The sequence below is a fragment of the Actinokineospora sp. NPDC051303 genome (genome assembly GCF_055586285.1).
Genome location: NZ_JBVJIN010000018.1, coordinates 93,199 through 114,422, shown reverse-complemented (window position 1 = coordinate 114,422; position 21,224 = coordinate 93,199). Strand labels below are relative to the sequence as shown.

General features: G+C 70.6%; 19 protein-coding genes and 2 pseudogenes. 10 read left to right on the top strand and 11 right to left on the bottom strand.

What is annotated here, in order from left to right:
• Positions 1–99 precede the first annotated feature (99 nt).
• The gene (gene mihF, locus ACZ6SD_RS16425) at positions 100–411 is read left to right on the top strand and encodes an integration host factor, actinobacterial type (protein ID WP_175482930.1); all 312 of its coding nucleotides are present in this window, start codon (positions 100–102) and stop codon (positions 409–411) included.
• Positions 412–555: 144 nt separating this feature from the next.
• On the top strand, positions 556–1,701 hold the full coding sequence (locus ACZ6SD_RS16420; RefSeq protein WP_465317763.1) for an isochorismate synthase: 1,146 nt from the start codon (positions 556–558) through the stop codon (positions 1,699–1,701).
• On the opposite strand, the gene ACZ6SD_RS16415 is transcribed toward ACZ6SD_RS16420, so the two are convergent.
• Positions 1,698–2,384 carry a 4'-phosphopantetheinyl transferase family protein gene (locus tag ACZ6SD_RS16415; protein WP_465317762.1) on the bottom strand — a complete coding sequence of 229 codons (687 nt, stop codon included), beginning with the start codon at positions 2,382–2,384 and terminating at the stop codon, positions 1,698–1,700. The two genes, ACZ6SD_RS16420 and ACZ6SD_RS16415, sit on opposite strands and share 4 nt — an antisense overlap.
• A 55-nt stretch (positions 2,385–2,439) precedes the next feature.
• On the opposite strand from ACZ6SD_RS16415, the gene ACZ6SD_RS16410 reads away from it, so the two are divergent.
• Positions 2,440–3,570 carry a PucR family transcriptional regulator gene (locus tag ACZ6SD_RS16410; RefSeq protein ID WP_465317761.1) on the top strand — a complete coding sequence of 377 codons (1,131 nt, stop codon included), beginning with the start codon at positions 2,440–2,442 and terminating at the stop codon, positions 3,568–3,570.
• A gap of 97 nt (positions 3,571–3,667) precedes the next feature.
• Here the strand turns inward: ACZ6SD_RS16410 and ACZ6SD_RS16405 are convergent, their stop codons facing one another.
• The 8 genes and pseudogenes from ACZ6SD_RS16405 to ACZ6SD_RS16370 all read right to left on the bottom strand — a co-directional run bounded on the left by ACZ6SD_RS16405 (position 3,668) and on the right by ACZ6SD_RS16370 (position 11,974).
• Entirely contained in the window at positions 3,668–5,467 is a 1,800-nt protein-coding gene (locus ACZ6SD_RS16405; RefSeq protein WP_465317760.1) for an AMP-dependent synthetase/ligase, read from the bottom strand.
• Positions 5,468–5,678: 211 nt separating this feature from the next.
• On the bottom strand, positions 5,679–5,954 hold the full coding sequence (locus ACZ6SD_RS16400; protein WP_465317791.1) for a proprotein convertase P-domain-containing protein: 276 nt from the start codon (positions 5,952–5,954) through the stop codon (positions 5,679–5,681).
• 90 nt (positions 5,955–6,044) lie between these two features.
• A pseudogene (locus ACZ6SD_RS16395) lies at positions 6,045–6,848 on the bottom strand (S1 family peptidase); the annotation flags it as partial.
• A 110-nt stretch (positions 6,849–6,958) separates the two neighbouring features.
• The gene (locus ACZ6SD_RS16390; RefSeq protein ID WP_465317790.1) at positions 6,959–7,225 is read right to left on the bottom strand and encodes a proprotein convertase P-domain-containing protein; all 267 of its coding nucleotides are present in this window, start codon (positions 7,223–7,225) and stop codon (positions 6,959–6,961) included.
• A 135-nt stretch (positions 7,226–7,360) separates the two neighbouring features.
• A pseudogene (locus ACZ6SD_RS16385) lies at positions 7,361–8,554 on the bottom strand (M14 family metallopeptidase); the annotation flags it as partial.
• A gap of 279 nt (positions 8,555–8,833) precedes the next feature.
• Positions 8,834–9,907, bottom strand: a complete 1,074-nt coding sequence (locus ACZ6SD_RS16380) for a phosphotransferase family protein (protein ID WP_465317759.1) — start codon at positions 9,905–9,907, stop codon at positions 8,834–8,836.
• The gene (locus ACZ6SD_RS16375) at positions 9,904–10,701 is read right to left on the bottom strand and encodes an SDR family oxidoreductase (protein ID WP_465317758.1); all 798 of its coding nucleotides are present in this window, start codon (positions 10,699–10,701) and stop codon (positions 9,904–9,906) included. Before ACZ6SD_RS16375 ends, ACZ6SD_RS16380 begins: the two co-directional genes overlap by 4 nt.
• A gap of 61 nt (positions 10,702–10,762) precedes the next feature.
• Positions 10,763–11,974: an acyl-CoA dehydrogenase family protein gene (locus ACZ6SD_RS16370; RefSeq protein ID WP_465317757.1), complete on the bottom strand. Its 1,212-nt coding sequence runs from the start codon at positions 11,972–11,974 to the stop codon at positions 10,763–10,765.
• A gap of 77 nt (positions 11,975–12,051) precedes the next feature.
• Here ACZ6SD_RS16370 and ACZ6SD_RS16365 point away from each other — a divergent pair, with 77 nt between their 5' ends.
• The 3 genes from ACZ6SD_RS16365 to ACZ6SD_RS16355 all read left to right on the top strand — a co-directional run bounded on the left by ACZ6SD_RS16365 (position 12,052) and on the right by ACZ6SD_RS16355 (position 14,616).
• A complete protein-coding gene (locus tag ACZ6SD_RS16365; RefSeq protein WP_465317756.1) occupies positions 12,052–12,663 on the top strand; it encodes a TetR/AcrR family transcriptional regulator in 612 nt (203 codons plus the stop codon).
• Positions 12,664–12,676: 13 nt separating this feature from the next.
• Complete coding sequence (locus ACZ6SD_RS16360) at positions 12,677–13,093, top strand: very short patch repair endonuclease (RefSeq protein WP_465317755.1); 417 nt, start codon at positions 12,677–12,679, stop codon at positions 13,091–13,093.
• 407 nt (positions 13,094–13,500) lie between these two features.
• Positions 13,501–14,616 carry a DNA cytosine methyltransferase gene (locus ACZ6SD_RS16355; RefSeq protein ID WP_465317754.1) on the top strand — a complete coding sequence of 372 codons (1,116 nt, stop codon included), beginning with the start codon at positions 13,501–13,503 and terminating at the stop codon, positions 14,614–14,616.
• Positions 14,617–15,316: 700 nt separating this feature from the next.
• Here ACZ6SD_RS16355 and ACZ6SD_RS16350 read toward each other — a convergent pair.
• Positions 15,317–15,946, bottom strand: coding sequence for a maleylpyruvate isomerase family mycothiol-dependent enzyme (locus ACZ6SD_RS16350; protein ID WP_465317753.1), 630 nt, complete (start codon positions 15,944–15,946; stop codon positions 15,317–15,319).
• A 64-nt stretch (positions 15,947–16,010) separates the two neighbouring features.
• Here ACZ6SD_RS16350 and ACZ6SD_RS16345 point away from each other — a divergent pair, with 64 nt between their 5' ends.
• The 3 genes from ACZ6SD_RS16345 to ACZ6SD_RS16335 are packed head-to-tail and all read left to right on the top strand — an operon-like array spanning position 16,011 to position 19,084.
• Positions 16,011–16,466 carry a MarR family winged helix-turn-helix transcriptional regulator gene (locus tag ACZ6SD_RS16345; protein WP_465317752.1) on the top strand — a complete coding sequence of 152 codons (456 nt, stop codon included), beginning with the start codon at positions 16,011–16,013 and terminating at the stop codon, positions 16,464–16,466.
• A gap of 51 nt (positions 16,467–16,517) precedes the next feature.
• Entirely contained in the window at positions 16,518–17,066 is a 549-nt protein-coding gene (locus tag ACZ6SD_RS16340) for a PadR family transcriptional regulator (protein ID WP_465317751.1), read from the top strand.
• The gene (locus ACZ6SD_RS16335; protein ID WP_465317750.1) at positions 17,063–19,084 is read left to right on the top strand and encodes an FAD-dependent oxidoreductase; all 2,022 of its coding nucleotides are present in this window, start codon (positions 17,063–17,065) and stop codon (positions 19,082–19,084) included. Before ACZ6SD_RS16340 ends, ACZ6SD_RS16335 begins: the two co-directional genes overlap by 4 nt.
• A 1-nt stretch (position 19,085) precedes the next feature.
• On the opposite strand, the gene ACZ6SD_RS16330 is transcribed toward ACZ6SD_RS16335, so the two are convergent.
• Entirely contained in the window at positions 19,086–19,820 is a 735-nt protein-coding gene (locus tag ACZ6SD_RS16330; protein ID WP_465317749.1) for an alpha/beta fold hydrolase, read from the bottom strand.
• Positions 19,821–19,894: 74 nt separating this feature from the next.
• Here ACZ6SD_RS16330 and ACZ6SD_RS16325 point away from each other — a divergent pair, with 74 nt between their 5' ends.
• Positions 19,895–21,217, top strand: coding sequence for an aminotransferase-like domain-containing protein (locus ACZ6SD_RS16325; protein ID WP_465317748.1), 1,323 nt, complete (start codon positions 19,895–19,897; stop codon positions 21,215–21,217).
• The last annotated feature ends 7 nt before the right edge of the window (positions 21,218–21,224 follow it).

Genomic DNA, 21,224 nt, shown 5'->3' with positions numbered 1-21,224 from the left:
TTCGTTTCCGCTTCGGTCACCGTCGGTAGTCATGGTGCCCGCCGAACCACAGTCTGACCCACCGCTGCCGCGGCGGGTGATGAAGGAAGGACAATTACGTTGGCTCTGCCCACGTTGACTCCCGAGCAGCGCGCGGATGCGCTCGCCAAGGCAGCCGAGGCCCGCAAGGCGCGCTCGGAACTGCTGGCGTCGATTAAGTCCGGTGAGCGGACCATCGCGTCGGTGCTCGATAAGGCCAAGGACGACAAGACCATCGGAAAGACGAAGGTCGCCGCCCTGCTCAAGGCCGTCCCCGGCCTGGGCGCGGTGAAGGTGGCCGCCCTGCTTGAGCAGGCGGGGATCGACCCGGACCGGCGCGCGGCCGGTCTCGGCGAGCGCCAGCGCGCCGCGCTGCTCGACGCGCTGAACTAATCGGAAAACCTCGGGTGGGCGTCGGTGTCGACGCCCACCCGAGGCGTTTCCGGCGTGGGCAAGGCAGGCGTGGGCAAGGCCGGGGTGGGCAAAGCCATAGCCCGCCCGTGCCCACGCGGGCGACGCGGTAGGCATGATGGGGCGATGGCAGCAGACGGAGCGCATCGCGCGGCGGCCGACCTGGTCGAGGACTACCGGCCCGGGTCGTTCCTGCTCGCGGGCCCGGAGAGCACGCTGCTGGCCACCGGTTCCCAGGCCGTCGTCAGCGAGACCGACCCCGACGAGCTCGCAGCCCGGGTGACGAAACTGCTGGTCGACACCCAGGCCCCGGTCGCGGTGGGCGCGCTCCCGTTCGATTCAGCCGCCCCCGGGCACCTGGTCATCCCCGAGTCCGTGCGCCGCGCGGGCAGCGTCCACCCCTATCTGCCCGCCGGTGAGCCGTGGTCGCCGCCCGCGCCCGAGGTCGTCGCGGTCCCCGAGCCCGCCGACTACGAACGGGCCGTCGCCGACGCGGTGACCACCCTGTGCGCCGACACCGAGCTGCGCAAAGTCGTGCTGGCCAGGGCGCTGCGGCTGACCTTCGCCGAGCGCGTCGAGGTCGTCCGGCTGCTGCCCGGCCTGGCCGCGGCCAACCCGCTGGGCTACACCTACGCCGCTGACCTGCCCGGCGGTCGCACCCTGCTCGGCGCCAGCCCCGAGCTGCTGCTCGCCCGCGCCGGAACCCAGGTCGTGTCCAACCCGATGGCCGGGTCGCTGCCCAGGGGAACCGACCCGGACAGCGACCGGGCCAACGCGGCGGCGCTGCTGGCGTCCACGAAGGACCAGGCCGAGCACCGGCTGGTCGTGGAGGCCGTGGTGGACGCCCTCGCCCCGTTCTGCCGCGGGCTGTACGTGCCCGGCGGGCCGTCGCTGGTCAGCACGCCGACCATGTGGCACCTGTCGACCCGGATTACCGGCGAGCTGACCGACCCGGACGTCTCGTCGCTGCGGCTGGCGGCCGCCCTGCACCCCACACCGGCGGTCTGCGGCACGCCCGCGGCGGCGGCCCGGTCCGCGATCGCCGACCTGGAGCCCTTCGACCGCGGCTTCTACAGCGGCGTCGTCGGCTGGTGCGCCGCCGACGGCGACGGCGAGTGGGTCGTGGCGATCCGCTGCGCGGAAGTGTCCGGGGCGGGGATGCGGCTGTTCGCCGGGGCCGGGATTATGCCTGCCTCCCGGCCTGCCGCGGAGCTGGCGGAGACCTCGGCGAAGTTCCGGACGCTGCTGCTCGCGCTGGGCTTGGACCTCTAGCCGAGCTGTTTTACCAGGTCGTCGGCCGGGAGCACGCGCACGCGCGGCAAGGTGTCGCCCAGGACGGCGACGCACGCGCGGTAGCCGGGGCCCGCGTCGATGTCGACCAGGTGCGTCGTGGCGGGCAGCAGGCCCGCTTCGGCGCCGTCGAGCAGGGCCGGGGGCTCGTCGGGGGCGCTGACCGCGATGGCGCGCATCGGGATCGTCAGGCCCCGGCCGGTGGCCTTGAGGACGGCCTCCTTGCGGGACCAGTACGTGAAGAACCCCGGGACCGGCGTGTCCAGCGCCGCTTGCTCCCGCTCGGTCAGCGACAGGCGGACCAGCTCGGCCATCAGCTCCCGCTCGACCACCCGCTCCACGTCTACGCCGACCGGGGCGGCGGCCAGCGCGACTGCCACCCGGTCGCCCGAGTGGGAGATGGACAGCTCGGGGCCGCCGTCGACCCGGGGCTTGCCGTGCGGGCGGTCGCAGTCCGGGCAGGTGCTGTCGAAGCGGACCGCCCCCGGCGGGACGCCCAACTCGCGGCCCACCAGCGCCTTCGCCATCACCCGGCCGGTGAGAAACCGGGCCTGGTCGATAGCGCGGGCATAGGACTCCCGGCGGGCCCGCTCGACGGGGTCGAGCAGGGCGAGCAGGGCCGGGGTCGGTGCCGCCGGACGGGCTAGGTGGACCTCGCAGCGCATCCCCCGGTCGTACCAGCCGGTACAAAATGGTCTGGTGGCGGGTTACAGTCGTGCGATGGGCGCTCCGACGATCACGTCGCCGTTGCCTCCCGAGCTGCTGGACCTGGCCAAGACGCAGCTCGCGAGGCTGCCGCGCTTCGCGGCCGAACTGGCCGATCGCCTCAGCGAGACCGACGAGTTCTACCGCAGGGTGAACCCCGCCGCGCTGCGCGAAGCGTGCGCGGCGAACCTCGGCAGCGCCTTCCAGGCTGTCATCGACGGCGCCGAAGTCGACGTCGACGTGGCCCGCGACACCGGGCGAGGCCAAGCGGCGCGAGGCATTCCGCTGTCCGCCGTGCTGCGCGCGTACCGCATCGCGGGCGCGTTCACCTACGAGACGCTCACCGCGCGCGCGGTTCCCGCCCTCACCCCGGCGCAACTGCCGCAGATCGGCGACACGGTGTGGCGAATCGTCAACCGGTACTGCGACGCGATCACCGCCGCTTACCGGGAGGCGGGCGACCCGTCCGCCCGGCCGAGGGAAATGGTGCCGGTTCTTGAGGCAGTGCTGGGCGGGCACACCATCGACTTCGACGCCGCGGCGGCGGAACTGGAATTGCCGCCCGCCGGGCCTTTCGTGGTGCTGTATTGCGATCGTGTCGTCCCCGAGGTGAACCAGTGGACGGCTGTCTGGCACACGCTCGGGGAGGCCGAGGTCGCCATCGTCGTGGTTTCCCGGGCCGCGGACCTGCGCGCGCTGCGGGCGGTGTTGGCCGGTGTGCTGGTCGCGGTCGGCGTCAGTCCGCCGGTCTCATCGTTGCAGCGGGTCGCGGCGGCACTGCGCCGGGCGAAAATCGCCCGCCGGTGCCTGCCGCCCGGGAGAACCGGCGCGGCGGGCTTCACCGACCGTCCACTCACGACACTCGTGGCCGGGGCGCCCAAGCTGGCTCTGGAGCTTTCCCATGACGTCTTGGCCGGGATGCGGGCCGTGTCGCCCATCGAGCAGTCCACTTTGCTCACCACGCTGCTCATGTGGGCCGATGAGCGCGGTTCGCTCAAGGACACCGCTGACCGACTCTTCACCCACCCCAACACCATCCGCTACCGGCTCCGGCGAATCCACGAACTGACCGGGCGCGATCCGATGGAACCCCGCGCCGGGGCCGAGCTGCTGATGGCCGCGGAAGTGGTCCGGCTCAACGGCTGACGCGCTCGGGATCGGCACCGCGGGTGTGCTTTTTCTGACCGGGCACGGGTTTGCCGCGCCCGCACCCGGCAGGATCGGGTGCGGGCGGGCGGCTGGGTCAGGAGTAGAGGCTGTCCACCTCGGAGCCGAAGTCCTTCATGATGACCCGCCGCTTGAGCTTGAGGGACGGGGTGAGGTGGCCGGTTTCCGGGGTGAACTCCGTTGCCAGGACGCGGAACTTGCGGACGGACTCCGCCTTGGAGACCGCCGCGTTGCCCTCGTCCACCGCCTTCTGGATCTCGGCCAGGAGGACCGGGTCGTCCGCCAGGTCCGCGACGGTGGCGTCGGCGGGCTTGTCGACGGTCGTCTTCCAGTAGGTGAAGTACTCCTTGTCGATGGTGATGAGGGCGGCGATGTACTTCTGGCCGTCGCCGACGACCATGGCCTGCGCTACCAAGGGATGCGAGGCGATGCGGTCCTCGATGACCGCGGGGGCGACGTTCTTGCCGCCGCTGGTGACCAGGATTTCCTTCTTGCGGCCGGTGATGGTGAGGAAGCCGTCGTCGTCCAGGGCGCCAAGATCGCCGGTGCGGAACCAGCCTTCGGCGTCGAGGACTTCGGCGGTGGCCGCGTCGTTGTTCCAGTATCCCTTGAAGACCTGGCCGCCCTTGAGGAGGATTTCGCCGTCCTCATCGATGCGGACCGCGCTGCCGGGGAGGGGACGGCCCACGGTGCCCGCCTTGAAGTCGCTCGGGGTGTTGGTCGTGGCGGCGGCCGTGGTCTCGGTGAGGCCGTAGCCCTCCAGCACCATCAGGCCCACGCCGCGGAAGAAGTGCGTGAGGCGCAGGCCCAGGGCCGCGCCGCCGGAGATGGCGTACTTGGCTTTGCCGCCCATGGCCGCGCGGAGCTTGCTGTAGACCAGCTTGTCGAAGATCGCGTGCTTGAGTTTGAGGCCGAAGCCCGCCTTGCCCTCGGCCTTGCTGTAGGCGATCGCGGTGTCGGCGGCGGCGTCGAAGATCTTGCCCTTGCCCGCGGCGTGCGCCTTCTGGCGGGCGCCGTTGTAGACCTTCTCCAGCACGTAGGGCACGGACAGGATGAACGTGGGCTGGAAGGTGGCCAGGTCGTCCAGCAGGTTCTTCACGTCGGGGCCGTGGCCCATGGTCGTGCGCGACAGCGCGCAGCCGATCTGCACCATGCGGCCGAAGACGTGCGCGACGGGCAGGAACAGCAGGGTGGACGGCTTCTCGGTGCTGCCAACGCCGCGGAAGAGTTCGGGGAGGTTGTGGTCGCCGTAGCCGCATTCGGCGAAGAAGTTGTCGTGGGTGAGCACGCAGCCCTTGGGGTTTCCGGTGGTGCCGGAGGTGTAGATGATCGTGGCGGTGTCCGCGCCGGTCACGGCGGTGCGGCGGGCGTCGACTTCGGCCGCGTCGGTGTCCTTGCCCAGTTCGACGATCTTGTCGATGGCGCCGTCGTCGATCTGCCACACGTGCTTGAGGTCGGGCAGGTTGTCCTTGACGGCGTCGACCCGGGCCAGGTGCTCGGTGGTCTCCACGATGACCGCGACCGCGCCGGAGTCGGACAGGATCCACTGGATCTGCTCGGCGGAGGACGTCACGTAGATGGGCACCGAGACGCCGCCCGCGGCCCAGATGGCGAAGTCGAGCAGGGTCCACTCGTAGCGGGTGGCGGCGAGGATCGCGACCCGGTCGCCCGCGCCGATGCCCGCGCCGATGAGGCCCCTGGCCACCTCGGTGACCTCCGCGACGAACGCGGTCGTGGTCACGTCGACCCACGCCCCACCCTGGCGGCGCCGGTACGCGATGTGGTCGGGAGCTTCCTTGGCGTTGGTGAACACCAAGTCGGCAAGCCCGCCTGCCTCTTCTCGCTTCGCGACTGCGGGGACGGCGATCTCGCGCATCTCTTGCTCCTGTCGAACGGCACACGGTGGGCGCTCGGCGGGGGCCGCCACTGGGACCCGTACCGGCTACCTAGCGGTAACTTTGGCCCGTATCTTGCCTGCTGAGCTGCCCGTGGGCCAGAGGGCGAGCCCAACTGATACCACCGCCCGTGACAAAAACACCCGCCCCGGCCTTGGCTGGGGTGCCAGGACCGGGGCGGGTGGCTCTGAGTCAGAAGGTGAGCCGGAACGCGTCGATGAAGCCGGTGTCGGCGGTGTAGACGTCCTGCACGCGCAGCCGCCACGTGCCATTGGCCACCTCGGACGAGGCGTTCACCGTGTAAGTGGTGATCACGTTGTCCGCGGAGTCGCTGGAACTGGAGTTCTTCACCCGGTAAGCGCTGCCGTCCGGGGCGACCAGGTCGATGACCAGGTCGCCCCGGTAGGTGTGCTTGATGTCGACCCCGACTGCCAGGTTCGACGGCGCGTTGCCCGTGACCCCAGTCACCGCGACGCTGCTGGTCACCGCGGCGCCCGCGTCCGGGATGCTCACGTTGGTCAGGTTCTCGAAGACCTTGCCCGACGGCGGCGGCCCGCTCAGGCTCGCCGCGGCCGAGGCTATCGCCGAGGACAGGGCGCTGACCTGGGCGTACACCCCGGGGAAGTTCGGGCGGGCGCAGCCCTGGCCGTAGGAGACGATGCCGACCTGGATCCAGTTGTTGGCCGAGTCGCGGCGGACCATCGGGCCGCCGGAGTCGCCCTGGCAGGTGTCCACGCCGCCCTGCGGGTAGCCCGCGCAGATCTCCACGGCGGTCTTCATGCTCGGGTACGCCTGCTGGCAGGTCGAGTCCGGCACGAACGGCACCTCCGCCTTGAGCAGGTAGCGCTGCTGCGCGCCGCCCTCGGTCGCCGAGCCCCAGCCCATGACGGTGAACGTGCCGTTGTCGTAGGCGGTGCTGGTCGCCAGCGGAAGCTTCGCCGCGCCGGTGATCGGGCTCGACAGTCGGATCAGCGCCCAGTCACCGCCAGCGGACGTGCTGTAGCCGGGGTTGCGGTAGACGTAGTTCGAGGTCCGCGTGACCCGGTTCGGGTCTTGCAGGTCGACAGTGCCGTAGGTGGCGGTGATGCTGGAGTTGTTGCCGGTGCTGTTGACGCAGTGCGCCGCGGTGAGCACCAGGGTGTCGGTGTACATGGAGCCGCCGCAGCCCATGGACAGCCGCACCATCCACGGGAACTCGCCCTGGGGGGGCCGGGTGCCGCCCACGACCTGCGGGGTCATCGGCCCGTCGCTCGGCGGGGGAGCGGCGGCGGCGTGCGTGGCCGTGCCCGCCACGAGCGCCGCCGCGCCCACGGCCACCAGCACGGTCTCACGGAGTCGTCTTGACCAGTTGCCCTTGCTCACAGGTGCTCTGTCCTTTCACGCGCCCACGGGGTGCAGGGGATGCGGGGAGTGGTGCCAACCGCCGGGGGTCGCGACGGTCGAGGGTGGAGACGCTCCGGGGGAGCGCCTGGTCAGAACGTGAGCCGCCACAGGTCGATGAACCCTGTGTCGGCGCTGTAGACGTCCTGCGCGCGCAGCTTCCACGTGCCGTTGGCGACCTCGGTCGACGCGTTCACCGTATAGGTGGTGATCACGTTGTCCGCCGAGTCGCTGGAACTGGAGTTCTTGAGCCGGTAGGCGCTGCCGTCCGGCGCGACGAGGTCGATGACCAGGTCGCCCCGGTAGGTGTGCTTGATGTCGACGGCGACCTGGAGCGCGGCGGGGGCGTTGCCGGTCACGCCGGTCACCGCGATATCGCTGGTCACCGCCGCGCCCGCGTCCGGGATGCTCACGTTGGCCGCGTTCTCGAACACCTTGCCCGCGGGCGGTTGCGTGCCGTCGCAGGTGAGGCCGATCGCGCGGCGCGGGCAGTCCGCGTAGTCCAGCAGGTGCAGCACGGGCGCCCGGTTGCGCGCGGTCTCCCGGCCGATCACCTCGTCGGGCGGGTAGAAGCCGGACAGGCCGCCCGCGCTGGCCGGGTACATCTCGAAGGTGTAGGCGTAGATCTTGTGGACGCCCCACAGGTAGTCGTCGATCGACCCGTCGGTGATGTAGAGGTCGGAGGCCTGTTCGGGGGTGTAGCCGTTGAGCTGCGCCATCGCGCGGCCCAGGGTGGAGAAGACGCGCTGGTCGTCGGCGGTGAGGTCGGGGGCGGTGTCGGCGGTGGTGTAGCCGTAGGGCCACAGCACGAGTTCGCTGTAGGTGTGGAAGTCGATGGCCGCGGTGATCTGCTGCTTGCCGCCGACTGCCCGGCTGGTCACGAAGTTCTGCAGCGCCCGCACTTCCGGGCTGGACGCGGGGGAGGGGCCGCGGTAGGTCTCGCTGCCGGTGCTGCCGGAGGAACCGCCGCAGCAGCCCCATTTGAAGTCCCAGTTGCGGTTCAGGTCGGTGCCCACGTTGGTGGAGCCGCTGTTGGGCTGCCGGTTCTTGCGCCAGCCCTGGTAGGAGCCGGTGCTGATGTCGAACTCGCCGCCGTCGGGGTTGACGTCCGGGATGATCCAGATCTCGCGGGAGTCGACCAGGGCCTTGACCCGGCTGTCCGTGGCGTAGGTGTCGGTGAGCGTGTTCACCAGATACAGCGCCATTTCCACGGTCAGGTGCTCCCGGGCGTGTTGGTGCGCGGTGAACAGCACCTCCGGCTCGGTCTCGTCGGTCGCGGCGTTGTCGGAGACCTTGATCGCCACGATGTCGCGGTTCTGGTAGCTCTTTCCGATGACCTGCTTGGTGATCAGGCCCGGGTGGTCGGTCACCGCCTTGTTCAGCTCAGCGGTCATCTCTGCGAAGTTGTGGTAATTCGAGTCGGCGCTGGGGAAATCGGCTGGCGCGACGGCGCCTCGGTCGCCGAGAGCGGCTGCCTCGGACTCCACGGTGAAGCCCATCGCCCGGATGCGGGCGACCTCGGCGGGAGTCGCGGTGATCAGCATCCGGCTGTCCTCAACCCCGTTGACCGCGGCGCCGGTTCCGGCGACGGCGGTGCGCTGCTGCGCGGTCTTGACGCCGATGACGTGGTACTCGGCGGAAGCGCGGACGGCGGCCGGGGCCTGCTGGCCCGCCGCCGTGGTGTTCATCGACAGGATCAGGGCAAGGGCGGCTAACGCCCCGACCACAGTGGACAGACGTGTGCGTGTCACGCGGGCCTCCCGCAGGGAGCGCCCCGAGCCCGGGGCGCTGGAGGTGGGTATTCAGTTGTGCGAGCGGCCCCGGGCGAACCCGAAGGCGCCCTCTCGGCCGGGGCCGCTCGGTTCCTCGAATGGTGACGGGTCGATCCCGCGTGTCACAAGGCTACGGAGGTAGGGCTTCGTTACCGTTTATTTCCCACTTTCGTCATATAAACCGCCTTTGCGCCGTCACCGGCCGCTCTGCTTGATCACCTGCCGGGCCCGGTGGTGCAGCCAGTGGCTCGCGACCCAGTAGAAGCGGAACCGGGGGTTGCGGGTCTGCCGGTGGTGGTAGCGGTAGTAGATCTGCTGCACGATCACCGCCAGCCGGAACAGCCCGAACACCTGGTAGAACGGCCAGTTCTCGGTGGGCAGGCCCATGCGGTCGCAGTAGTACTCGACAACCTCTTGGCGCGTCAGCATTCCCGGCAGGTGCGTCGGCTGCATCCGCAGCGCGTTGGCGAGCGGCCCCTCGCCTGCCTCGATCCAGTACGCGAGCGCGCCGCCGAGGTCCATCAGCGGGTCGCCGACCGTGGCCATCTCCCAGTCCAGAATGCCTTGGATCGCCCCGGGTTCGTGCCACGGCCGGTCCGGGTCGAGCACCACGTTGTCGAACCGGTAGTCGTTGTGGATCACACACGAGCGCACGTCGGCGGGCTGGTTCGCCGCCAGCCAGGCCATCACGCGCTCGTAGCCGGGCACGTTGCGGGTGCGGGCCTGCCGGAACCGGTCAGACCAGCCCGCGACCTGCCTGCCGACATACCCGTCGCCCTTGCCGATCTCGGCCAGCCCGGCGGCGACCGGGTCAACGGAATGCAGGTCCGCCAACCGGTCCAGCACGTTGCGGCACAGGCCCGCCGCCTGCTCGCGGCTGACCGCGACCCCGGACGGCAGGTCGCGGCGCAGGATCACCCCGGGCAGCCGCCGCATCACGTAGAACTCCGAGCCGATCACCGACTCGTCCGAGCACAGCGCCACCATGTCTGGCACATAAGGGAAAACCGGCTTCAGCCGGGACTGGATCAGGTGCTCCCGGCCCATGTCGTGCGCCGACTTCGCCTTCGTCCCCGCGGGCGGGCGGCGCAGGATCAGATCCTGGTCGGGGTAGCTCAGCAGGTACGTCAGGTTGGACGCGCCGCCGGAAAACTGGCGCACCCTCGGGATTTCGGTCTGTCCGCCGAGGTGCGGCGCGAGCCAGTCGCGCACCGCCTCGACGTCGAACGTGTCCTCGTCGCGGACGCGCTTGGGCTCGTCCAGGGTCATCGGGTCTCCTCGATTCGGGCGCGCAGCCGACGGGCGGCCCGGGAAATCTCCCGGCGGAACACCGGCGGCGCGAACCGCTTGGCCCACCAGGCGATCCGGCCCTCGCGGTGGGTCAGCAGCAGGAACTTGTCGCGCGCCACCGCTTGGCGCACCTGCTCGGCGACGTCGTCCGCGGTGAGCTTGCCGTTGCGGATCAGCTTCGCGCTGATCTCGGCCAGCGCCGGGTCCGGTGAGCGGAAACTGTTCGCCAGGTTGGTGTTCACGAACGCCGGGCACACCACGGTCACGCCAATTCCCCACGGTTCAAGCTCGTGCCGCAGCGACTCCGACAGCGCGACCACGCCCGCCTTGGTGACGTTGTAGGAACTCATGAACGGCGGCGACAGCAGGCCGGCCATCGAGGCGATGTTGACGATGTGCCCCGAGTTCTGGCCCTTGAACAGCGGGACGAACGTGCGGCAGCCGCGCACCGCGGACAGCAGGTTGATCTCGGTGATCCACGCCCAGTCCTCGGCCGAGACGGCCTCGATTCGGCCAGCCGCCGCCACTCCGGCGTTGTTGACCAGGACGTCGAGCCCGCCCCACTCCCGTTCCACCCACTCGCGCGCCCGCTGCCAGGCGGCCTCGTCCCGCACGTCCAACGGCAGGAACGCCGCGTTCACCGCCGCCGCGGCGGCCTTTCCGGCTTCGGTGTCCACGTCGGTCAGCAGAACCCGGGCGCCGGTGGCGGCGAACCGCGCCGCCATCGCCCGCCCCAGCCCGGAAGCCGCACCGGTGACCAGCACCCGGCTCATCGGCCAACCTCACTCATTCGCAGGCCTGCGCACTGTGTCAATGATTCGCTCGCAAGCTCGCTCATCGGGTCATCCCGTACTTGCCGAGCTCCAGCCGGGCCACCACGCCGCGGTGCACCTCGTCCGGGCCGTCGGCCAGCCGCAGCGCGCGGGCGACGGTCCACGCGCCCGCCAGCGGGAAGTCGTCGGACAGGCCCGCGCCGCCGTGCAGCTGCATCGCCATGTCGATGACGTTCTGCGCCATGGTCGGCACGACCGCCTTGATCTGGGAGACCGGGGAGAGCGCGCCCAGGATGCCCTGGGTGTCGAGCAGCCACGCGGCGTGCAGCACCAGCAGCCGCGCCTGGTCGATCGCCATCCGCGCCTCGGCGATGCGTTCCCGGTTGCCGCCCAGGTTCACCAGCGGCTTGCCGAACGCGACCCGCTCCACACCCCGCCGACAGGCGGCCTCCAGTGCCGCCTCAGCGAGCCCGATCAACCGCATGCAGTGGTGGATTCGCCCTGGCCCCAACCGGTTCTGCCCGATCTCGAAACCCCGGCCGGGCCCGGCGACGAACGCGCTGACCGGCAGCCGCACGTTGTCGAAGCGCACCTGCCCGTGCCCGTACGGCTCGTCGTGGCGGCCCATCACCGACAGCATCCGCTCGACGGTCACCCCCGGCGCGTGCCTGGGCACGGCGACGATCGAGTGCCGCCGGTAGCGCTCGCCGTCCGGGTAGGTCAGGCCCATGAACAGGATCACCTCGCAGCGCGGGTGGCCGACGCCGGTGCTGAACCACTTGCTGCCGTTGACCACCACCTCGTCCCCGTCGACCACCGCGGTGGCGGCCATGGTAGTGGCGTCCGAGGAGGCGACGTCGGGCTCGGTCATGCAGAACGCCGACCGGATCTCCCCGGCCAGCAGCGGCCGCAGGTAGCGCTGTTTCTGCTCGTCGGAGCCGTACTGGTGCAGGACCTCCATGTTCCCGGTGTCCGGGGCGTTGCAGTTGAACACCTCCGGCGCGATGAACGACCGCCCCGTCAGCTCCGCGACCGGCGCGTAGTCCACATTGGACAATCCGGAGTGGTCGGGCAGGAACAGGTTCCACAGCCCCGCCGCCCGCGCCTTCGCCTTGAGCTCATCGATCACCGGCAGCACCCGCCACCGGTCCTCGGCCGGGAGCGCGAGCAGTTCGCGCAGGTAGTCCCCCTCGACCGGGGCGATCTCCCGCTCGATGAACGAGCCGACCCGGTCCACGTGCTCCCGAGCCTTGTCGGAGGGGCTGAAGTCCACGGCAAACTCCTCGCAGTTGAGCAATGCTTAACGGCGAGCCTAGCGCGCAGTTGAGTGTTGCTCAATAAGATGGGCGCGTGACCCAGTCAGCACGGCTCAGCGGGGCCGACCGCCGCAAGCAGCTCATCGGCATCGGCCTGCGGATGCTGACCAAGCGCCCCATCCACGAACTCCCGCTGGACCAGGTGGCGGCGGAGGCGGGCATCTCCCGCGGCCTGCTGTTCCACTACTTCCCCACCAAAACCGACTACTACCGGGCCGTGGTCGGCGCCGCCGCCCGCCGCCTCATCCGCGCCACCACCCCCGACCCCGACGCGCCCCCTGCGGACCAACTCCGCCAAACCCTCGACACCTTCGTGGCGTTCCTGGAGCGCCGCCGAGACCTCTACCTGGCCCTTTTCCGCGGCTCGGCGGGCGGCGCCGACTACCTCATCGAGATCTACGAGCAAACCCGCGACGTCTTCGCCGACCGCACCGTGGCGGCCCTGGGGCCGATCGAGGTCACCCCAGCCCTGCGCCTGGTCATCCGCGGCTGGTTCAGTTTCGTGGAGGACACCACCCTGACCTGGGGCCGCGACAAGCCCATCCCCCGGGAGGAACTCCTCACCCTGCTGGCAGCCGCGCTCCCCGCCCTGATCACAGCGGCCGAACCAACCCTGGAGCCCCAGGTCCACACCCTGTTCCCTTGACCCCCGGGAGAAAATGCCCCCCGTGGACACGACCGAGGCGACCCGCTTGCGCATGAGCAGGCAGCGCAGCAGGGACACCGGCACCGAACTGGCCCTACGCCGCGCCCTGCACGCCCGAGGCCTGCGCTACCGCCTGCACCGCCGCCCCCTCCCCACCATCCGCAGAGAAGCGGACGTGGTCTTCCCCTCCGCCCAAGTAGCCATCTTCATCGACGGCTGCTTCTGGCACGGCTGCCCCACCCACGCCACCTGGCCCAAACGCAACGCCGACTTCTGGCGCGCCAAAATCGAAAAAAACCGCACCCGCGACCGAGACACCGACGCAAAACTAACCGCAGCAGGCTGGACAGTAATCCGAGTCTGGGAACACGAAGACCCCACCACCGCCGCGACGCGCATCCATCACCTGGTCACCCAACGCCGCCCCTAACCGCCCCACCCCCAGTCAGTAGAAACCCGCCCAGCCACGCACTCAACGGGAGCAGCGAGGAAACCTGCCCCCTGTCAGCAGAAACGCGCCCTGCCAGATGCTCAATGGGAGCTGCGAGGAAACCCACGCTCCTGCCAGGCAGCACCAACGCTGCCAGGTGCTCGATGGGGTGGAGTGGTTTCTTCGGGGGAGAAGGAAGATCGCTAAGCTGGCTGCGCGCGTGTGAGGCCGGAGGCATCCCACCCGTCTTTCACACGGCGATCTTCCTTCGTAGGGGCCCCGAAGAAACCACTCCACCCCATCGAGCGAACCCACGAAACCCGGGAACCCCCAGCAGCCGACAACACAGCCAGCCACACCCAGCGCAAATGCGAGAACCCCCCAACCAAGCCGGCTAGCCTGACCCCGTGGCCCTCTCCATGATCGACCTCTTCGCAGGCTGCGGCGGCATGACCGCGGGCTTCGTCGCCGCTGGCGACTACCACCCCATCCTCGCCGTCGAATGGGACCTGCACGCCGCGGCCACCTATGCGGCCAATTTCGGCGCCGACCACGTCCGCTGGGCCGACATCACCACCGTCACCGACATCCCGCCCGCCGACCTGATCATCGGCGGCCCCCCGTGCCAGGGTTTCTCCAATCTCGGCTCCCGCGACGTCGACGACCCGAGGAACCAGCTGTGGAAGCAGTACCTCCGCTTCGTCCGCGGCGCCCGCCCCAAGGTGTTCGTCATCGAGAACGTCGACCGGTTCCTGTCGTCGCCCGAGTTCGCCCTGCTGGGCGCCGAAGCCCGCCCCGGCGGGCTGCTCGACGGGTACCACCTGACCCCCGGCCTGCTCGTCGCCGCCGACTTCGGCGTTCCGCAGCGGCGCAAGCGCGCGTTCGTCATCGGCTCCCGCGTCGGCCCGATTCCCCTGCCCGCGCCGACCCATACCCGGGACCGCTGGCATGGCGTCCGCACGGTCCTCGCGGGCCTGCCCGAGCACCCGGCGCACAAGACCCTGCCGGATTCCACTGTGGAAATCCTCGGCCAGCGGGTCCCCGGCCGCTTCAAGAGCGCCGACCTGCACCTGGCCCGCACCCCGACCGCTCTGTCCCTCCAGCGCTACCAGGCCATTCCCCCAGGCGGCGGCCGGTTCGACCTCCCCGACCACCTCCTGCCCCGCTGCTGGCGCGAGAAGAAATCCGGCACCACCGACGTCATGGGCCGCATGCGCTGGGACGAGCCGTCCCTGACCATCCGGACCGAGTTCTACAAGCCGGAAAAGGGCCAATACCTCCACCCGCAGTGGGAACCCGGCCCCCACGGCCACCGCGTCGACCGCCCAATCACCCACCTCGAAGCCGCCCGCCTGCAAACCTTCCCCGACACCTTTGAATGGTGCGGCACCAAAATCCAGGTGGCGAAGCAAATCGGCAACGCCGTGCCCCCCATGCTGGCCGAGGCCATCGCTCACCACCTCAAGCCCTACCTGTCCACCACATCCACCCCGCCCCCCGCCCCCTGCCGCCTTTGCGAATAACCGCGCCCACGAGTTATCCACAGCCCCACGAGTTATCCACAGGCAAGATCGTTCTCGCCCCGATTGTCGGCCCACCCCGATAGACTGGAGCGGGGTCAGCCCCCAGGGTGGGTGGGGCTTTGTTGTGGGGGCTGCGGGGCGGCGAAAAGGGTTGTTCTCGGGCTGGCGTGATGATCGCGGGTCGGAGTACGGCGGCGGTGGTGCTGCGAACCCTGGGCGTGCTGCGCTGATCAGCTGGTCGCATGGGCTGGCCGAGGCGGGTGATACCGGCTGGGCGGTGGCCGCGCCCGTGATCGGCTGAGCTGCGGGGCCGCTTTCCGGGCGACAGACTGGATTTGGGTCGGTGCGGGACGGGCCGGGTCTGTGCCGGTGCGGGGACGAATCGGATTGGGCAAGCGCGGCGACCGGCCGGATTTGCGCTGGTGTGGGGACGGGTTGGATTTGTGCCGGTGTGGGACGGGCTATGCCGGTGCGGGACGGGCCGGTTCTGCGCGGTATGGGGGCGGGTTGGATTTGTGTGGGGGCGGGCTGGGGTTCGCGCTGGTGTGGGGAGCGGCCGAACTTGCGCCGGTGTGGCGAGGGGCCGGATTTGGGCCGGTGTGGCGGCGGGTCGGAATTGGGCCGGTGTGGGTGGAGGTTGGGTGTCGGCCCCAGACAAGGGGTGGCGGAATCGGGCTCCCTCGCCAGGAGCACCGCGCGCTTAGAGGCGGGACTTGAGCACCGTGACGCCATCTCCGGTGAGGCGGTCGAGTGCGGCCTGCCTGCCGGTCACCAGGAGGAGCAGGGCGGTCGTCGGGCCTGTCACCTCCTTGCCCGCGCCCACGGTCCAGGGCGAGTCCGTCGCTGTCAGGTGTAGGCCGCGGAAGCGTTTGCGGCCGCCGAAGATGAAGGCCAGCGACCAAGCCTTGGCCAGCGCGGCGTGGGCGGCTTCGGTCGGGATGGGGACCGTGCGGTCCAGCGGCACCATGATGTCGTGGGTGTGGGTGAGCACGTCCATCAACGTGGTCAGCGGGCCGCTGCCGGGGGCGAAGCGGCGGGAGTCGGCGAACGCGCGGATCTGGGCGACGATCTCGGCGGTGGGCAGTTCCGCCTGTCGTCGGGCGGTCACGTCGACCACTTTGTCGAAGTCGCCTCGCGCTCGGGCCATCTCGACCAGGATGGTGCGCAAGGTCGTTTGCGGGGACAGGGTCAGGTGCGCGGCCACGTCCCGCACCCGCCAGCCCGCGCACAGCGACGGCCGCTCCCAGTCCTCGGCGGACAGGTCGTCCAGCAGGTCAGCCAGGCGGAGGCGCGCGGCGGCGACCTCTCGCCACACCTGGTCGCGGTTCATGAAGGTCTCCGAAAGGTCAGGTTGCCTGAATATAATGCTGCCTGAAGAGTACGAGGGAGGCGGCATGGCTGGCAATGGTCGACCGGGCGGGCCGCCGCCGCGTGGGCCGGAGCGCAACACCGGGGCGCTGCTCTTGCAGGCGTATCAACGCCTCGCGGACCACATCAACGACGCCACCCGGCGGGTGGACGACCGGGTCCGGCCCGCGCACGCGGCCGTGTTCGTCAACATGGAGCACGAGGGCATCCGGCTGACCCGGCTCGCCGAGAAGGCCGTGATGACCCCGCAGGCCATGGGCGAACTGGTGGACGACCTCGAACGCTGGGGCTTCCTGCGCCGCGTGCCCGACCCGGCCGACCGCCGGGCCAAGCTGATCGTGTTCACCGAGCGCGGCCACGACGCCCTGGCCACCGCGTTCACCGTGATCAACGGGGTCGAGCGCAGGCTGCGCGCCCTCATCGGCGCCGCCGAGCTGGCTCGGGTGCAGGCCGCGCTCATCCGCATCGCCGAGGAGTTCTAGAGACGCGCGTCTCGTTGCACTGCAACTAGGTGCATATCTAGAGTGCTCGGTATGGCACTGGAGCACGCGATCCTCGTCTCGCTCGGCGAGCGCGCGGGGACCGGCTACGAGCTCACCCGGCGGTTCGACAAGTCCATCGGGTTCTTCTGGCGGGCCACCCACCAGCAGATTTACCGCGTCCTCAAGCGCATGCACGACGCGGGCTGGGTGACCGTCGAGCACGTGCCGCAAGACGGCAAGCCGGACAAGAAGGTCTACACGGTCGGCGCCCCCGGCCGCGCCGAACTGGCCCGCTGGCTCGCCGAGCCGGACGCGGCTGCCACCGTGCGCGACCTCTCCCTCAAGATCCGCGGCGCCGCGTTCGGCGACGAGGACGCCGTCCTGGCCGAGGTCGTCCGCCACCGCGATCGGCACGCCGAGCGGCTGGACCTGTACCGGGCCATCGAAAAACGCGACTTCCCCCACCCCGACGTGCTCAGCGGCACGCGGCTGCACCAGCACCTCGTCCTGCGCGGCGGCATCACCGCGCAGGAAAGCCTCGTGTCCTGGTGCGACGAGGTGATCTCGGCCCTGCGCGCGGAGAAAGGCGACCAGCGATGAGCGACTACCCGACCCTGCTGTCCCCTGTGGACCTTGGCTTCACCACGCTGCGCAACCGCGTGGTGATGGGGTCGATGCACACCGGCCTGGAGGACCGCGCCCGCGACATTCCGCGCCTGGCCGAGTACTTCGCCGAACGCGCTCGCGGCGGCGTCGGCCTGATCATCACCGGCGGCTACGCCCCGAACCGCTCGGGCTGGCTGTTTCCCTTCGCCTCCAAGCTGACCACGGCCGCGGAAGCGCGCAGGCACCGGGTCGTCACCGGCGCGGTGCACGACGCGGGCGGCAAGATCGCCCTGCAGATCCTGCACGCGGGCCGGTACGCCTACCACCCGCTGAGCGTGTCCGCGTCCGCGATCAAGGCGCCGATCAACCCGTTCCGGCCGCGCGCGCTGTCCGACCGCGGTGTCCGCGCGCAGATTGACGATTTCGTCCAATGCGCTGTCCTGGCCCGGGAAGCGGGCTACGACGGCGTCGAGATCATGGGCTCCGAGGGCTACTTCATCAACCAGTTCCTCGCCCCGCGCACCAACAAGCGCACCGACCGCTGGGGCGGCACCCCGGAGAACCGGCGCAGGCTCCCGGTGGAGATCGTCCGGCGCACCCGTGAAGCGGTCGGCGAGGACTTCATCATCGTCTACCGGCTCTCGATGGCCGAGTTTGTCGAAAATGGACAGACCTGGGACGACATCGTGGCCCTGGGCAAGGAGATCGAGGCGGCGGGCGCGACGATCATCAACACCGGCATCGGCTGGCACGAGGCGCGCGTCCCCACGATCGCCACGTCGGTGCCGCGCGCGGCGTTCGCCTCGGTCACCGCGAAGTTCAAGCCGCACGTGTCCATTCCGGTGATCGCCACGAACCGGATCAACATGCCGCAGGTCGCCGAGGAGATCCTGGCCAGGGGCGAGGCCGACCTGGTGTCGATGGCCCGCCCGATGCTCGCCGACCCGGACTGGGTGCGCAAGGCCGAGCGGGGCCGCCCCGACGAAATCAACACCTGCATCGCCTGCAACCAGGCGTGTCTGGACCACATCTTCAGCAACCGCAAGGCGTCGTGCATGGTCAACCCGCGCGCCGCCCGGGAGACCGAGCTGGTGCTGCTGCCGACCCGGCGGGCGAAGAAGATCGCCGTCGTCGGCGCGGGGCCTGCGGGCCTGTCCGCCGCGGTCACTCTCGCTCAGCGCGGCCACAGCGTCGACCTGTTCGAGGCCGAGGCGGAAATTGGCGGCCAGTTCGGCATCGCGCGCCGCATCCCGGGCAAGGAAGAGTTCGCCGAGACGATCCGCTACTACGCCCGGCAGGTCGAGCTGGCCGGGGTGCGGCTGCACCTGGGCACCCGGGTCGCGGCGGCTGACCTGACCGGCTTCGATGAGGTCGTGCTCGCCACCGGGGTCACCCCGCGCGTGCCGGACATCCCGGGCATCGGCCACCCGTCTGTGCTGTCCTATGTGGACGTTGTGCGGCACGGCAAGCCGGTGGGTGAGCGGGTCGCGGTGATCGGCGCGGGCGGCATCGGCGTCGATGTCAGCGAGTTTCTGACCCACACCGACTCGCCCGCCCTCGACCTCGCCGCCTGGCGGCACGAGTGGGGGGTCACCGAGCCGGACGCCGCGGCGGGCGCCCTTGCCGAGCCGACCCCCGCGGCTTCCCCGCGACAGGTGTACCTGTTGCAGCGCAAGGCGGGCCGCATCGGCGCGAGCCTGGGCAAGACCACCGGCTGGGTGCACCGCGCCGCCCTCAAGGCCAAGCGGGTCGAGCAGATCGCGGGCGTCAACTACGAGCGCATCGACGACAGCGGCCTGCACATCACCTTCGGCGCCAAGCGCGAACGCCCCCGCGTTCTCGCCGTGGACACGGTCGTCATCTGCGCGGGCCAGGAGTCGGTCCGCGACTTGGCCGACGATCTGCGCGCCGCGAACATTCCCGTCCACCTCATCGGCGGCGCCGACGTCGCGGCCGAACTCGACGCCAAGCGTGCCATCGACCAGGGCACCCGGTTGGCCGCGAAGGTGTGAGTCACCGGGCGTCGAGGAACGCGGCCACGGCGTGGTTGAACTCGTCGGGGCGTTCGAGGTTGGGGAGGTGGGCCGCGCCGGGGATGACCACCCGGGCGGTCGCCGGGATCAGTTCGGCCTCGGCGACGGGGGTGTACTCGTCTTCGGAGCCGACGATGGTCAGGATTCTCGCGCCTGCCAGGCTTTCGCGGTAGTCCGGGCGGGTGGCGCGGGCGCGTTGGGCGGCCGCGGCGCCGTTGGGTGGGGCGGAGAGCATCATGCGGTGGACGTGGGCGGCGGCCTCGGTGTTGCCGGGGGCGACCATTTTCCAGAGGACTTCGCCGGCGTAGGGCTCCATCCCCTCGCGTTCCAGGCGGTCGGCCATGGCCAGGCGGGCTTGGCGGCCCTCAGGGGTTTCCGCGCGGGCCGTGGTGTCGGCCAGGATGAGGGCGCGGACTCGGGTGGGGAACCGGCGGTGGAACTCCATGGCGATCTGTCCGCCCATGGAAAGTCCACAGAGGACAGCGTCGTTGATGTTCAGGGAATCCAGTAGGGCAGCCAGGTCTTCGGCGAAGGTGGTGAAGGACGTGGCCGGTGGTAGCCCGGTTTCGCCGTAGCCGCGCAGGTCTGGGGCCAGCACGCGGAAGCAGGGGGCGAAGTGGGCGAGCTGGGGGCGCCACATCGTTCGGTCGAAGGGGTGGCCGTGCACCAGGAGCAGGGCGGGGCCGGAGCCCTCGTCCGCGTAGGCGATGCGCATGGTCGTCCTCTCTTGTCAGGACGACGGTAACGAGGGCAGGATCTCGGTGCAATAAAAACAATGCCCTCGGAGCAATGATGGACTACCGCGACATGGCCGACGCGCTCGCCGCCGAGATCGGGCAGGGGAGGCTGCGGCCGGGGCAGCGGCTGCCGACGCAGCGCCGCTTCGCGCGGGCGAACGGCATCGCGGTGTCCACGGCGTCGCGGGTGTACGCGGAGCTGGTGCGGCGCGGGCTGGTGGTGGGCGAGGTCGGCCGGGGGACGTTCGTCCGGTCGGGGCAGCCGCCGCCCGACGTCGCGCTGGCCGAGCCCCGGCAGGCGCGGGTCGATCTGGAGTTGAACTTCCCCGTGCTTCCCGAGCATCCCGGGCTGCTGGCGGAAAGCCTGCGGGCGACGCTGCGGCCGGACGCTATGGCCGAGGCCGTCCGTCCAGTTGGGACTGAGGGGACGGCGCGGGCGCGGGAGGTCTCGGCCGGTCTGCTCGCCCGTGGGGGATGGGCGCCGCGGCCGGACGACGTGCTGTTCGCGGGCACTGGGCGGCAGGCCATCGCGGGCGTGCTCGCCGCGCTGGTGCCGCCGGGGGAGCGGCTGGGAGTCGAGGCGCTGACCTATCCGGTGGTCAAGGGCATCGCGGCCCGGCTGTCGATCCAGTTGGTTCCGCTGGCCATGGACGATCAGGGAGTCGTGCCGGACGCGGTGACCGGGGCGCTGCGGGCGGTCTACCTGCAACCGGCGCTGCACAATCCGCTCGGTGTCTCGATGAGCGCCGAACGGCGGGCGGCGATCGCGGATGTGCTGCGGGAGCGGGAGATTCCGCTCATCGAGGACGGCATCTACGGGTTTCTGCACGATGATCCGCCGGTCTCGGCGCACGTGCCTGAGTTCGGTGTCTTGGTCGACAGCCTGTCCAAGCGGCTCGCACCGGGGCTGACCCTCGGATTCGCCGTGGTCCCACCGGAGTCGCGCGCACGGGTGGCGGCCGCGATTCGGTCCGGCGGGTGGGCGGCGCAGCGGTTCGCCTTGGAAGCGGCCAGCGGATGGATCGCCGATGGCACGGCGGCCCGGCTCCAAGCGGACAAACGCGCCGACGCCCAGGCCCGGCAGGCGGTGCTCGCCGAGCGCCTCGCCGGGTTCGACGTGCGCGCCGATCCGCGGGCCTACCACTGCTGGTGGGTGCTGCCCGCGCACTGGCGGGCCGAGACGTTCGTGGCCGCGGCGGCACGGCACGGGATCGCGGTCACCCCCGCCGCCGCGTTCGCCGTGGGCGCCGCGCGGGCGCCGCACGCGGTGCGGCTGGCCTTGGCCGCGCCGCCGCTGCCGGTTCTCGCCGCGGCGTTGGGCCGTTTGGCCGACATCGCCCGCGGGCCGGACGAGTCCGGCGGCGACTCGTGTTAAGCGAATC